Below are 13781 nucleotides of genomic sequence, written 5' to 3' on the forward strand. Positions count from 1 at the left end.
CGAGGGCATTGGAGACACCTACTCCCCATCGTCCTGACGGCGCCATTTCGGTACCTGATAGCGCGTGCTGCGGCCTCCTCCGGGTAGCTTCACCAAGCACCCCTTCTCGACCAAGCCTACGAGGTGACGTGTGGCAGTGGCCTTACTGACCTTGGCGACTTTCTGGTACTGCGATGCACTGATGCCGTGCGCAAACCCTCGCTCTCCGCCATCCAGCAGGCGGTTCAGCACCTTCACTTGCTCGGGGAGCAGGCCGGCCAACCTGAAGCGTTCCCAGAAACGGGCCTTGACCAACGTCCGCTCGACCTGCGCCAAGACATCCAGCAAGGTGGCATCTAGGGTCTCCAGGAACCAGACAAGCCAGTCCGTCAGGTCTGGCGTGCTCTGCTGGCTCGCTTCCAAGCGGCGATAGTAGTCGGCGTGGCGCTCCAGGATGGCGGCCGACATGGCATACAGCCGGATACTCTGCTGATCGGCCTGCGCCAAGGCACGATCGGCAATGGCCCGGGCAATCCGGCCGTTGCCGTCTTCAAACGGATGCAGCGTCACGAACCAGAAGTGTGCCAGGCCGGCCCGGACCAAGGGATCCAATGCCGGGTCATGACGGCTGGCCTCAAACCACGCGAGGAACTGGTCAACCTCGTGTTCCAACCCCTCTTGCGGCGGCGCCTCGAAATGTACCTTGGGACGATCCAGGCGACCTGACACCACCTGCATTGGCTCCAGCCCGCGCCATTGCCCTGGGCGCAGCGTCGTCAGCGCGGCATCAGCCTCAGGGAACAGCCAGCGATGCCACTGGAACAGCCTCTCGGTGTCCAGTGGCGTGTCGGGCTGTAAGGTGGCATCCAGCATCAACTCCGCCAAACCTTCAGAACGCGGTGAGGTAACGCCCTCCGGCGCCTCCAGGCCAAGGCGCCGGGCCAAAGAGGAGCGAACTGACGCCACGTCCAGACGCTCTCCTTCGATCGCCGAGGAGGTGACGATATTCTGCAATAACGTATCCAAGGCGGCTCTCGCCTCAGCGTCCTCGTCATCCGCAAACGTCAGGGCCCCCGCTCGTCCCAGCAAGATGCCGAGATCCCGCCAGCATGCCCGGACCCGCGGCTGAATCTTGGCCGCTTGCCAGGTAAACCGCGGCCAATCGGGATGCTGCCAGATCCATGTCGTGGTGTGATGGGCCATGCTAGACCTCCAAGAAGGCGGAGGAGCCGAATGGCAACTATATTCAGCTCACACTATGAGCCGAATGGTGATCGGTTTCGGCTCAACTGACAAGCCTGGGAGCCGTAAGGCCCCGGCTCTCTGTCTCCTCATGATCGGGGCACCTCAGAGAGGTCGAGAATCACGCCCTGTCAGGAGCCGGCACCGGGTCGGCTGGCACGCCGACAGCGACATCACACCGCCCAGCAATGTCGGCATGCGGACAATTCCAAGTGGCCGCATCGTCCTTGTAGCCCCAAGCTCAGCCATGTCATCACCAAGACTAGGCTCGGATCAGGTGAACACCCCATGCTCGAGACGGCCGATCAGGTCCAGCACCTGCTGAGTGTTCCTCTCCATGACATCGATGGGGCGCTTCCTTCCAAGCCCCACAGCCTCTTGGTGCAGCCAGTGGTCCGCTGCTACGCAGTTGCCTTCAAACAGCTCGATAGCCGCCCGCTGAACATCAGCGGCACTGCATCCTTTCCGCTCGGCCATAACAGCCTCCATCGATAGAAAAAACCTTGATTTTCCTTACATTGTGACCGTAGCTTGTAGCTGATGCCAGCACCGCACCCAGGCGGGTCTACGCAAGGGGAGGGGCTCCCGACATTGCGAGCTATACAGAACTTTGTATAATTACAGCATGTCAGAACACAAACCCCTAAATTTCCGAGGTAGCGCCCTCGCCGACCTCCGAGCGTTCCCAGCAACTGTCCGACAGGAAGTGGGATACCAGCTCGACAAGGTGCAACGGGGGCTCGAGCCGAAAGACTGGAAGCCAATGGCTACTGTGGGCCAAGGCGTGCGGGAAATTCGCATCAGAGACGCTGACGGGGCGTTCCGGGTGATCTACGTCGCCAAGCTCGCCGAGGCTGTCTATGTCCTGCACTGCTTCCAGAAGAAAACCCAGAAGACGAGTAAGGCGGATCTCGACTTGGCCGAAGCCAGATACCGCGCCTTGCTAAGCGAGGTGAAACAATGAGCAATGAGACATTCGACAGCGTGTGGGACGCCATCGAGGACACTGCCGCCGAAGCGGAAAACATGAAGCTTCGCTCCGGCCTGATGATGGCACTTGAACAGCACGTTACCCAGCAAGGCTGGACCCAAGGCGAAGCCGCGAAGCGACTGGGCGTCACTCAACCCAGGGTGTCCGACCTGATGCGCGGAAAAATCCACCTGTTTAGTCTCGATACGCTGGTGAACATGGTTGTCGCAGCGGGGCTGCATGTCGAAATGCGCGTATTCGATGCTGCGTAAGAAAACTTTCGTTTTCTTTACAGAATGATCGCATATTGGGAGCCACACCAGAAGTAGGGTGTTGCGCCGGAGACCTATTGATTGCTTTCCCTGCCATTGACGAGGCAATGCGATTGCATTACCCTAAGTGCATTACTTTTGCATTGCCATTGAGCGGAGGCCAATCATGAACACGGCCATTGAGGATGACTCCACCCTGACGGATCGCTACCAGACGACCGTTCCGGCATCGGTTCGTCGTGCGCTGAAGCTGAAGCGCCGCGATCGGATTCACTATGTGATTCGCCCCAATGGGGAAGTGGTGCTCACTCGCGCCTGTGATGAGTCCAGCCAAGACCCCGTGATGGCCAGCTTCCTGGCCTTCCTGGAGCGCGATCTTCAGGAGCACCCGGAAAACATTCGTCCTATCACTGCCAGCACCTTTGCCGAGGCCGAGCGCCTGACGGCAGGCATTGAGGTAGACCTCGATGAGGAACTGCCAGAGGACGACGACGACTCATGAGTCCTCTGGAGATAAACGGATGGACGATCTACGCACATCCGCTATTCCTAGAGCAGGTCGATGCGCTCACCAGTAAGGTGAGGCGACTCCAGGAAAAGGATCCACTCGGATATCACAGCAAACCGACCACCAAGCGTCTGGCGGCGATTGTGAAGCTGGCCAAGAACGACATTCCACAAGACCCGGCAGGCTCTCAGTATCGCCAAGGAAGCGCCCTCGGGGCTGACCACACCCATTGGTGCCGGGCAACGTTCTACCAGCAGTACCGGCTGTTCTTTCGCTACGACCTTGCGAGCAAGATCCTCATCTACGCCTGGGTCAACGACGAATCCACCAAGCGCGCCTATGACAGCAAGCAAGACGCTTACGCTGTCTACCGCAAGATGCTCAAGAACGGTAACCCACCTGATAGCTGGAATGACTTGTGGAGCGCGGCCATCAGTGATGGCGGACGCATCAAAGCGCTTCTGGGGGCAGAGGATGATGAGCCTTAATTTCGACATGCTGGGGTCGGCACCTCGTAATCCGTCCCCCAGTTAGCAACAGTTCGCGTAAACCCTCGCCCACTCGGGCGGGGAGCAGTCACGATACCCTCATACCAAGGGGGCGACGATCGATGTCGCGCCTTGCGCGAGCATAATCCTGACCGCTTGGGTTTATGCGAGACTGTCCCCATGCCAACCGTCCTACGCTTCGATGGCCTGCGCGCCGTCATCTATCCCAACGACCACCGGCCTGCGCATGTCCATGTCATCGGCAAGGGCGGTGAAGCGGTGTTCATCCTGCACTGCCCCGAGGGACCGCCAGAGCTGCGCGAGAACTATCGCTTCAACACGCCAGACCTCAACCGTATCGCCACCGCGCTGGCGGCTGAGCTCCTGGCACTCTGCGGAAATGGAGGGATATTTATGGCCATTACTGATGACGCCCGAGTTAAGCTCAAGTCTTGTGTATGGAGGGAAGTCGAGAGGGTGACGTATCCTGCTGATTGACCGATCAGTCAGACAGGACTGCCGCCTGACTTGCCGTACACAGGATTTGACAATAACTCACGCTATGGACGCCAGAGCAACAACGTCATCAGGCGGAAGAAAGCGAGGGAGCCTCATTTCCGATGCAAAGTGAGTAGCTGTGGGGTCTAAGTATTGAAAAGGTGATTATAGACCCAAGTTTTCCCGAAGAATCTGATCGCGCAGGACGCCATTCGATTTTTCCGATAAAGCCAGCTTCCGCTCAACAGCGAGAATGCGAGCGGCCAGCTCAGCCTTTGTCAGGCGCATCAAATAATGCATACGTCGCCGCTCCGCATCGGTGGGTCTTTCCACATCGCTGTTCAGTAGGCGTCCAATGGTACGCCGCCTTCGAACGGGTTGAGCAGCTTCCTCGTATAATTGGCAGCATTCAGGATTTCGAAGAATGGTGGATTCGGAAATCCCCATTCCCGTATCGGAGAGTTCACGCGACATTCTCGCAATCCGTCCCAGCGTCACAGGACTGCCGGTCTCCTGTAGCCGGCTGATTGCTTGACGCACGATCGCCACGCTTCGATTGCGACGTTGCTGATGACTGCGTTTCAAACCGGCCATTGCAGCCTCGGAACGTGCCTTACTGGATTGTCGCGTCATCCCTCCTTCCTCCCGATGGTCAGTATGACGGGGTCTGCTGCAGCCTGATCAGCTCGCTCAAGAAGTTCCATCTCGGCCAGCACATCATTGCAGCTCGCCATGGCTTCCTTTGCCTTGCGCTCTTCAGCGGGCAGATTCTGTGCTTCCGCCATTTCCGCCATCTGCGCACAGGCCTGCCGGTAGATGATGACTTGGTCACGCTTGCGCCAGTCGGGCGCATTCCCGGCACAGCCGATGCAGGCGAACTTGATGGGACACTGACTGGCCACTGTGCAACGTCCACCGATAACCGGGATCAGTGCACCCACCTGCTCCTGCGCGGCTTCGACCTGCCGCCGGATTTGCGCTGGGGATCGTATGTGGGTACGGGACAGGTCCACACGGCTTTCAAAGATCTTCCGTTGCAGCTCCACCAGCCTGGCCGGCGTCGGCTGGGAATAGTATTCGGTCACTCGTATATCTCGCTGCTTCATGAGGAGTGCGATCACATCCACAGGCGTGTTCAACGCCCGCATCTCCGTGGCAAAGCCGTGACGCAGCAGGTGGGAAGTGACCCGCACGGCCTCACCGTCAGGCGTTTGCAGCGAGATACCGTGCAGCATGATGGACATCGTCGCATTGATGTCCTTATGGCTGAAATGTCTTCCGGCGTGCTGCCATAAGTAGGGCGCCGGTCGAAGTTTATGCCGCAAATTCCTAGTAGCAGGGATGGTCTCCAGGCTCTGCTCCCGCTCTCGCTGGAACTTCCACCAAGCGTGTAGCGCTCTCATGCAGCGCTCGTCAATATAGTAGGGCTCTTCTGCCCGGCGTCCCTTGGGAATTGCGCGAAAGGCGATCGCTTCACGGCCCTTGGCGAGCAGCACTCGTGATAGATGCTCCTGACTCAACCTGATTTGCAGGAACTCGTTCATGCGAGCCCCGGTCTTGGTCATGATCTGAATGGCCGCATGCCCGACGAGAGCGCCAAGCTTGAGCGCATCAAGTGGAATAAAGAGCATGCCAATATCTCGCGAGATACGTTCCAACCAGTTATTGGTTGATGCTCCCCAAGTCGATTGTGGAGGGAGCTGAAATGAGCTTCTCGAGTAGCCATTTCGCGTCAGAAAATCAGGATCGACAACCTGAGAGCGCAGCACATTCGCCTGCAGCAGTTCGATGAACCAATAGGGCTCTACAGCATCAGCGTCATCACGGGCATGGCCGCCCTCATAGCTCAGGAAGTAACCTGCCTGGTCGCATACCGCCGCACGCATGCGCTGACGCTGATCCTGATGATAGTAGAAGTCTTCTGCCACGGGCTCATGCACAGAACGCAATGTCGCTGCGTCCCAGAGCCTGAAATGCTGCTGTGTCGGTCGAGTGCGGCCTGAGGCCGATACCGTCTCATCGGTGATCGAGAATGATATCGGCAGGGCCTCTCCCTTCCGTTCATGATGGGCAATGGCATCTCGGAAGGCTGTGTACAGTCGCTCGACCTGAATGCATCGACGCTCGGCTATATCACGGAGCAGATAGAAGCGATCATGTACAACGGCGGTAGCGGCCTTACGGCGCATCCTCTGCTCGGCTCTTACTTCTCTATGAATAGTGGAGCGGTGCCAGAAGTGGTCATCCTTCAGAGCAATGAGTTTCCAAGGCGCTACGGCCCGGCGCTGCTCGGGTGTCAACTTGAGTAGGTAATCCTCTTGTTTGCGCAGCAAGCGGAAATAGGTCTGCAGAAATCGGCCGCGCTTGGGCGTACCCTCTTCCGGCAATACCTCACCATCATGGTATCTTTGATAGAACGCCTCGGGGTCCAGCTCATCGATATCTGCAAGTTCCAACCGTTTTAGATAGCGCGACATGCTGGCAAAGAAGGTGATGTCGTTACGTCGGTTGCCATCGGCGAAGGTCATGACGAAGAATGCCACATCCCGTAGTTTCGGTTGCGAAATGGAGTGGATCATTCGGCGCTGGGACTCATTGAAGGGCCGCCCCATGGTCGGTGATTCCAGAAAGGTCAGCGGCAGGTGGTGGAGTGCCGGTGTTACTCTGTCAAGCACCATCTCCAGAGTGATCTCCTTCCATACCCGCAATGGCCTGGCCTGATGCCCCGTCTCTTCTTCCCAACGCCGGATTTCTTGTTTAATGTGACGATCATTGTGCTCGGAAATCCGCAGTACCTCGCTGTAGGCTACCGTATGTCCCTCGCGGTGTAGGTGCTCAATGGTCAGACGTGTGAGCCGCGTGAGCACTTCACGTGAACGCCGCGTATTGGGAAGCGAATAGCGAAAGGTATTGAAGTCCCGACGCCAGCCCTCATAGGCCTCACGACTGTCGACCGGGGTGCTCAGGAGTTCATCGGCCAATGCTGCCACGTAATGGCGCGAATACCCCGACACGGTGGCTACGCTGTACCCGAGGCACCGGCTGATATCGGCCAGCTTGAAGGGAGTGCCGAGCCGGCGACGACGGTCCAGTTCCGCCGTGATCGATTCGTTTCGCTGGTTCAGCGCATGATTTTCGCCCACGAGGACGGTGGTACCGTAGGTGTCGAGAGATTTCCAGGCAACCGTGCGCGCTACCTGATGACCGGTCTCCTGCTCCCAGAGAACCAACTCCTCATTGAGGATCCGTCTTCGCCCTCCCGTAATGGCTTCAACTGCGTTCACCGTCATCAACGTGTTCTCGCGATGCAGTTGTTCGATGACCAGCCGCACAAAGCGTCGGAACAGCACCGGACCACTTGTTGTGCGCGTAATAAAGGGGCGAAAGGTGCGGTAGTCACGTACCCAGCGTTCATGAGCCTCTCGGTTCTCGACCACCGTCTGCAGCAACTCCGCTGCCAGGTCACGAACATAACGCTGGGTAACGCCACTGATCGTCTTGCGATCGTAGCCGGTAACCGCCATCACCTCCCGATTCACGAAGGCCTCACCCCGCTCGCGTCGACGATCAAGCTCGGCACGTATCGTAAGCCGCCGATGCTCCGGATTGGCGCGGTGTTGCCGGGCCGGCGGCGTCATGGTTTCAGCATCTCATCTAACATTCGCTGGCTCTCGGTAAGTGACTCGGGGGGAGAAGCCGGCTGGGAACGGCGAGCGCGATCATGCCGGTGCTCACGTTCGATGCGAGCATGAATGCGATGAGCCAGCTCCGGCAGATTATGTCGGCAGATAGCTTGGTCATAGATTGGCAGCATGTCGCTTTTCCAGGCCATGAGTTCACGTAGGGCACCACGCAGGCTCAGCAGTTCCTCAGCGGATCGGGCACGCTGGTGGATGTCGTTGAGCGCCTGTGTCACGAACCAGTGGCGGACCTGATGGCAACGCACTTGTAGGCCGGCGGCGTTGAGAGCCGGTGCCCAATAGTCGCGGCGGAAGTGGTCCGGGTTCATTGATGTGCCACGTCGAGTCAGGAACAGCGGAAGGTGATGAAGAGCTTCCACAGGCAGTGTAGTGAGTTCCGCCAGCCCATACCCTCGGGGATCTAGCCGAGCACGCTGCTCGTCCACATAGTGTCGCAGGACCTTGGCCGTGCGGTCGGTAATGAACAGCCTTTTCACTCGGCGTCCATGACTTCCCTTGCTGATCGACAACATCTCTCGCATAAAACCACTCTGCACCCAGTCCGCCACGCTGAGTTGACAAGCCTCGTGCACACGGCAGCCGGTATCAAAAAGGATACGTACCAGGCCGGTTTCGCGTAGTGTCCACCCCCACTGCTCACCAGCTGACATGACCCTGTTCATCAGGGCCGGTTCATCCAGGATCTCGGGTAACCATTGATTCCCCTTCAGCCGGAAGTAACTGGCGGAAAGGCGCATCTCTCGAACGCCGTCTACGCCACTGTCAGCCGGCATGGGCATTCGACCATGGGCATCGACAAACACCTGGAGTTGCCGGCGGCGCTCCTCCTCGATGTATCGGCGGGCACCGTCGGCATCCATCGGATTGCCATGGTGATAGCGACCGTGCTCATGCAGTACCGTGTAGAACGATCTCAGCGCCGCCAGGAGCCGTTCCAGGCGCCGGCCAGTCTGCCAAGTCGGTTCGATCCGACGGGTTTCGAATCCGCAGCGATCTCGACCCAACGCCACGATGCACTTCATTTCCGAAGCGAGGAAGAAAGCCAACAGTGCCCGCACCTGAGTAGGTGGACCAAGCAACTGCCAACCCTGTCGAAGCACGACGGGATGATCTGCCGCCCAGGAAGCAAAGGAGACCACTTCCCTCGTGTAGGCTCTTGCCGTCAGCGATGCATGATGACGCACGGACAGGCAGGCATAGAGGGTCAGCTCCGGGTGCGGTAACCCATCGCGATCCACCACATGAAAGGGATAGCAACCTTCGGCATGCAGGACTCGATAAACCGGCATAAACGGTTACCTCCCCAGAGCCAAGAATACTGTTGCTACCTGCACATGTCCGATGACTGTACTACAGTAGCTTTGATGAGAAAGAGTCCACTCTGGAGTATAGAGCCAAGCTGGCGAACGAGTTATTGTCAAATCCTGTGTACGGCAAGTCAGGCGGCAGTCCTGTCTGACTGATCGGTCACCTCCATGAAGCGTCAGCGCCGCGCCGATATTCGCCGCAACGTCTTCTACCTGGTGCTGATCGTCATCGGCCTGGTGGCCCCCTTCGTGGCCTACCCGGTGTTCCTGATGAAGGTGCTGTGCTTTGCGCTGTTCGCCTGCGCCTTCAACCTGCTGCTCGGCTACGCGGGGCTGCTCTCCTTCGGCCACGCCGCCTTCCTGGCCACCGGCGGCTACATCACCGGCTACCTGCTGTCGAGCCACCCGGCGCTCACCCCGGAGCTGGGCATCCTCGCCGGGACCCTGACCGCCGTGGCGCTGGGCGCGGTGTTCGGGGCGCTGTCGATCCGCCGCCAGGGCATCTACTTCGCCATGGTGACCCTGGCGCTGGCCCAGCTGGTGTTCTTCGTCTACGTCCAGTCGCCCTTCACCGGCGGCGAGGACGGCCTGCACGGGGTGCCGCGGGGCGACCTGTTCGGCGTGATCAGCCTGCGCAGCAACCTGGCGATGTACTACTTCGTGTTCGCCATCTTCCTGTTCGGCTTCGCCATCGTGCAGCGTGCCGTGCACTCGCCCTACGGCCAGGTGCTCAAGGCGATCCGCGAGAACGAGCCGCGGGCGGTATCGCTGGGCTACAACGTCGACGCCTACAAGTGGGTGGCCTTCGTGCTCTCCGCGGGCCTCGCGGGCCTGGCCGGCTCCACCAAGACGGTGGTGTTCCAGCTGGCCTCGCTGACCGACGCACACTGGCACATGTCTGGCGAGGTGATCCTGATGACCCTGCTGGGCGGAGTGGGCACCCTGTTCGGTCCGGTGGTGGGCGCGGGCATCGTGGTCAGCCTGCAGCACCTGCTGGCCCAGTCGCCGCTGGGCAACTGGGTGGGGCCGATCCTCGGGGTGATCTTCGTGATCTGCGTGCTGAGCTTCCGCAGCGGCATCGTCGGCGAGATCCTCAAGTCCTACCGCAAGAACTTTAAATAAATTGCCGTGAATAACTTGGTGCTAGTTATGAATAGTGTCTACCTCTGTCATCCACGCCGCAGCGGTATCGGCCGCTTCGGCGGCACCCTCTCGAGCGTGCGCCCCGACGACCTGGCGGCCACCATCTTCAAGGCGGTGCTGGCCGAGACGCCGAATCTCGACCCTGCCGCCATCGAAGAGGTCTTCATGGGTTGCGCCAACCAGGCCGGCGAGGACAACCGCAACGTGGCGCGCATGTCGCTGCTGCTGGCGGGCATGCCGGTATCCATCCCCGGCACCACCCTGAACCGCCTATGCGGCTCCGGCATGGACGCGGTGGGCACCGCTTTCCGCGCCATCAAGGCCGGCGAGATGGACCTGGCGCTGGCCGGCGGCGTGGAGTCGATGTCTCGGGCCCCCTACGTGATGGGCAAGGCCGACAGCGCCTTCTCCCGGGGCCAGCAGATCGAGGACACCACCATCGGCTGGCGCTTCATCAACCCACTGATGAAGAAGGCCTACGGCGTCGAGTCCATGCCGGAGACCGCCGAGAACCTGGCCGAGCAGTTCGCCATCTCCCGCGAGGACCAGGACGCCTTCGCCCTGCGCTCCCAGCAGAAGGCCGCCGCCGCCCAGGCTGCCGGCCGCTTCGCCTGTGAGATCACCGCCATCGAGATCCCGCGCCGCAAGCAGGAACCGCTGCGCTTCGACCAGGACGAGCACCTGCGCGCGACGACGCTCGAGAAGCTCGCCGGGCTACCGACGCCGTTCCGGGAAGGTGGTAGCGTCACCGCCGGCAACGCCTCCGGGGTCAACGACGGTGCCGCCGCCATGCTGGTGGCCAGTCGAGAAGCGGTGGAGACGCACGGCCTCACCCCCATGGCGAGGATCCTCGGCATGGCCACCGCCGGCGTCGAGCCGCGCATCATGGGCATTGGCCCGGTGCCCGCGGTGCAGAAGCTGCTCGCGCGCACCGGCGTGTCGCTGGACGAGATCGACGTGATTGAGCTCAACGAGGCCTTCGCCGCCCAGGCGCTCGCCTGTTGAGCTCAACGAGGCCTTCGCCGCCCAGGCGCTCGCCTGTATGCGCGAGCTGGGGATCGCCGACGACGACCCGCGGGTCAACCCCAACGGCGGCGCCATTGCGCTCGGCCACCCGCTGGGCATGTCCGGCGCCCGCCTGCTGATGACCGCGGCCCATGAGCTGCAGCAGAGCGGCAAGCGCTACGCCCTGTGCACCATGTGCGTGGGCGTGGGGCAGGGTATCGCCACGCTGCTGGAGAGGACGGACTCGTGAACGAGAGCATGCAGGAGACCATGAAGACCGTCGTGATTACCGGCCACGGTGGCAACGAGGTGGTCGAGGTCAGGCAGGGCGAACGGCCCCGGCGACGGCCGGGCGAGGCGCTGGTGCGCCTGGAGGCGGGCACCCTCAACCAGGTCGACCTCTACATGCGCAACAGCGGTGCGGGCATCACCCATGAGCTGCCGCTGGTGATGGGGCTGGACGGCGCCGGCGTGGTGGAGGAGGTCGAGGAGGGCGAGACGCGCCTGGCGGCGGGCCAGCGGGTGGTGGTGTTTCCCAACCTGACCTGCGGGCAGTGCGAGTTTTGCCAGCGGGGCGACGACGTGCTCTGCACCCGCATGAAGCTGATGGGCGAGCATGTGGACGGCACCTTCGCCCAGTGGCTCAGCGTGCCAGTGGAGAACCTCTTCCCCATGCCGGCGCACCTGGACTTCGTGCAGGCCGCGGCCCTGGGGGTCAACTACCTCACCGCCTGGCGGATGCTCTTCACCCGGGCGCAGCTGAAGCCCTGGGAGACCGTGCTGGTGTTCGGGGTGGGCGGTGGCGTGTCGCTGGCCGCCATGCAGCTGGCCGCCAGCATCGGCGCCAGGGTGATCGTGACCTCCCGGGAGGACGAGAAGCTTCAGCGGGCCCTGACGCTGGGCGCCCACGAGGCGATCAACGGCAGGAGCGAGGAGGTGGCTCGACGCGTCATGGCGCTTACCGACGGCCGCGGCGTGGACGTGGTGGTCGAGAACGTTGGCGAGGCCGTCTGGGCCTCGGCCATGAAGTCGCTGGTGCGCGGCGGGCGCCTGGTGACCTGCGGGGCGACCTCGGGGGACCAGCCTCCGGCTGACCTGAAGCGTCTCTTCATCCGCCAGCTGCAGATCATCGGCTCCACCAGCGGCAACGCCGCGGAGTTCCGGGAGCTGCTCGCCTATGTGGAGCGCCACCGGATCATCCCCGTCATCGACAGCGTCTATCCGCTGGAGGCGATCCACGAGGCGCTGGAGCGCCTCGAGTCGGGGAGCCGGATGGGCAAGGTGGGGCTGGAGATGGGGCACTGACCCCCGCGGGCACCACGCCAGAGACCGCCTTGCTTTTCACCCCGAGTCTACCCACCCCCTGATCACTGGAGCCCGCGATGAACGCTACCCTGACGACCCTCGACAATATTACCTACGACGAGTTGAAGGAGGGCGATGCCGCCACCTTCACCCGTACCCTGACCAGCGACGAGCTGGTGCTGTTCGCGGCCGTTTCCGGCGACGTGAATCCCCTGCACCTGGATGCCGACTTCGCCGCGGCGACCCTGTTCAAGGAACGTATCGCCCACGGCATGTGGAGCGGTTCCCTGATATCGGGGGCTCTCGCCACCGTGATGCCCGGCCCAGGCACCATCTACCTGGAGCAGAGCCTGGCCTTCAAGCGTCCGGTCAGGCTGGGCGACACCCTGAGCATCACGCTGACCGTGCTCAGGAAGGAGCCCCGCAATCGCGTGGTGCTAGGCTGCGAGGTTCGCAATCAGCACGGCGATCAGGTGGTCGTCGGGGAGGCGAAGGTGATTGCCCCCACCGAGAAGCTCTCGGTGCCGAAGCCGACCCTGCCGGCCATCTCCATCGCGAGCTGAGCCCTTCTATCCCTCTCTCTCGATCGGTCGCGCGCGACCGGTGGCTTGGCGACGGACAACCCCGTCGCCTTTTTTGTCGGCGTCATCGCCCATTATGCTTTTGTCGCACCTTCTCCCCTCCGCAGGGTTGATGGAGCGCGACTTCTCCCCACGGCGGTGCTGCCGGAGCGCCGCCAATCCCTTGATTTGAGGCCGTCGCGCCATCGGCCATGCCGACCTCGCCGCAGAGCGGCGGCGGCCCGGGGCCGTCGAGCCCGCGGTTTCCTTGGATAATTCACTGGAAAATCATGGACTTTTTGTCGCCATTCTGGGCGGAGAAGCGCGCGGTTCGGCAGGCCGAGCCGATACCCCAGGGGTATGGCGGGGTACCCATTCGATATTGGTTGGGACTTGCGGCGAGGGCCAGAATCCTCTCGACATCCAGTAGAAGTGGACACGAGAGCCACCCATTCGATGGCCTTGCACTCCCCCTGACGCAGCGCAGGGCACAACGACAACGACGAGGAGACGACCACCATGACCGTGAAGATCTTTGATACCCCCGATGTCCAGGATTTCCTGAAGACCGTCGCCGGCTTCGACCAGGAAGGCGGCAACGAGCGCGCGAAGCAGATCATGCACCGCCTGCTCTCCGACCTGTTCAAGCTGATCGACGACTTCGACGTCACCTGCGCTGCCGGTATTCAGCGTCACCATGCTCTACTTTGCGCTACCGCTGACAGCCCTGACGCTGGTCGTACTGGCGTTGCAGGAGCGCCACCGGGGGATACGGCTTTGACTGCCGTGTAGCTGTTCTGCAA

The 13781-nt window shown here is 61.3% G+C and carries 14 protein-coding genes and 1 pseudogene; 10 read left to right on the top strand and 5 right to left on the bottom strand.

The features are described from left to right. Window positions 1-18: 18 nt before the first annotated feature. Window positions 19-1182, bottom strand: a complete 1164-nt coding sequence (locus tag D1793_RS18655; RefSeq protein ID WP_119023444.1) for a Fic family protein — start codon at window positions 1180-1182, stop codon at window positions 19-21. 312 nt (window positions 1183-1494) lie between these two features. After that, window positions 1495-1698, bottom strand: coding sequence for an antitoxin Xre/MbcA/ParS toxin-binding domain-containing protein (locus D1793_RS18660; RefSeq protein ID WP_119023753.1), 204 nt, complete (start codon window positions 1696-1698; stop codon window positions 1495-1497). Window positions 1699-1846: 148 nt separating this feature from the next. Here D1793_RS18660 and D1793_RS18665 point away from each other — a divergent pair, with 148 nt between their 5' ends. From D1793_RS18665 to D1793_RS18685, 5 genes are all read left to right on the top strand, one after another. Further along, window positions 1847-2185 carry a type II toxin-antitoxin system RelE/ParE family toxin gene (locus D1793_RS18665; RefSeq protein WP_119023445.1) on the top strand — a complete coding sequence of 113 codons (339 nt, stop codon included), beginning with the start codon at window positions 1847-1849 and terminating at the stop codon, window positions 2183-2185. Next, window positions 2182-2463, top strand: a complete 282-nt coding sequence (locus D1793_RS18670; protein ID WP_119023446.1) for a helix-turn-helix domain-containing protein — start codon at window positions 2182-2184, stop codon at window positions 2461-2463. Before D1793_RS18665 ends, D1793_RS18670 begins: the two co-directional genes overlap by 4 nt. 166 nt (window positions 2464-2629) lie before the next feature. Then, window positions 2630-2965: a type II toxin-antitoxin system PrlF family antitoxin gene (locus D1793_RS18675; protein WP_119023447.1), complete on the top strand. Its 336-nt coding sequence runs from the start codon at window positions 2630-2632 to the stop codon at window positions 2963-2965. Continuing rightward, entirely contained in the window at window positions 2962-3459 is a 498-nt protein-coding gene (locus D1793_RS18680) for a type II toxin-antitoxin system YhaV family toxin (protein ID WP_119023448.1), read from the top strand. Before D1793_RS18675 ends, D1793_RS18680 begins: the two co-directional genes overlap by 4 nt. Before the next feature lie 180 nt (window positions 3460-3639). Then, window positions 3640-3957 (top strand): DUF4160 domain-containing protein, encoded by a 318-nt coding sequence (locus D1793_RS18685; protein ID WP_205527581.1) that lies wholly within the window; start codon window positions 3640-3642, stop codon window positions 3955-3957. Between the two features lie 165 nt (window positions 3958-4122). On the opposite strand, the gene D1793_RS19600 is transcribed toward D1793_RS18685, so the two are convergent. The 3 genes from D1793_RS19600 to D1793_RS18695 form a co-directional block, all read right to left on the bottom strand. After that, entirely contained in the window at window positions 4123-4590 is a 468-nt protein-coding gene (locus D1793_RS19600; RefSeq protein WP_140162521.1) for a hypothetical protein, read from the bottom strand. Then, window positions 4587-7496: a site-specific integrase gene (locus D1793_RS18690; RefSeq protein WP_160113392.1), complete on the bottom strand. Its 2910-nt coding sequence runs from the start codon at window positions 7494-7496 to the stop codon at window positions 4587-4589. Before D1793_RS18690 ends, D1793_RS19600 begins: the two co-directional genes overlap by 4 nt. Before the next feature lie 95 nt (window positions 7497-7591). Then, window positions 7592-8947: a site-specific integrase gene (locus D1793_RS18695; protein ID WP_086511096.1), complete on the bottom strand. Its 1356-nt coding sequence runs from the start codon at window positions 8945-8947 to the stop codon at window positions 7592-7594. Window positions 8948-9133: 186 nt separating this feature from the next. Here D1793_RS18695 and D1793_RS18700 point away from each other — a divergent pair, with 186 nt between their 5' ends. The 5 genes and pseudogenes from D1793_RS18700 (at window position 9134) to D1793_RS19925 (ending at window position 13770) form a co-directional block, all read left to right on the top strand. Next, the gene (locus D1793_RS18700; RefSeq protein ID WP_119023449.1) at window positions 9134-10087 is read left to right on the top strand and encodes a branched-chain amino acid ABC transporter permease; all 954 of its coding nucleotides are present in this window, start codon (window positions 9134-9136) and stop codon (window positions 10085-10087) included. Window positions 10088-10114: 27 nt separating this feature from the next. Further along, window positions 10115-11363: pseudogene (locus D1793_RS18705) on the top strand (thiolase family protein). Then, entirely contained in the window at window positions 11360-12418 is a 1059-nt protein-coding gene (locus D1793_RS18710) for a zinc-binding dehydrogenase (RefSeq protein ID WP_205527582.1), read from the top strand. The pseudogene D1793_RS18705 and the gene D1793_RS18710 overlap by 4 nt, the downstream one beginning before the upstream one ends. Window positions 12419-12507: 89 nt before the next feature. Then, window positions 12508-12981, top strand: a complete 474-nt coding sequence (locus D1793_RS18715) for a MaoC/PaaZ C-terminal domain-containing protein (RefSeq protein ID WP_205527704.1) — start codon at window positions 12508-12510, stop codon at window positions 12979-12981. Between the two features lie 516 nt (window positions 12982-13497). After that, window positions 13498-13770: a dioxygenase gene (locus D1793_RS19925; RefSeq protein WP_240407726.1), complete on the top strand. Its 273-nt coding sequence runs from the start codon at window positions 13498-13500 to the stop codon at window positions 13768-13770. Window positions 13771-13781 lie beyond the last annotated feature (11 nt).

This window comes from Halomonas sp. JS92-SW72 (assembly GCF_003547075.1).
In the GTDB taxonomy this organism is placed as follows: domain Bacteria; phylum Pseudomonadota; class Gammaproteobacteria; order Pseudomonadales; family Halomonadaceae; genus Halomonas; species Halomonas alkalicola.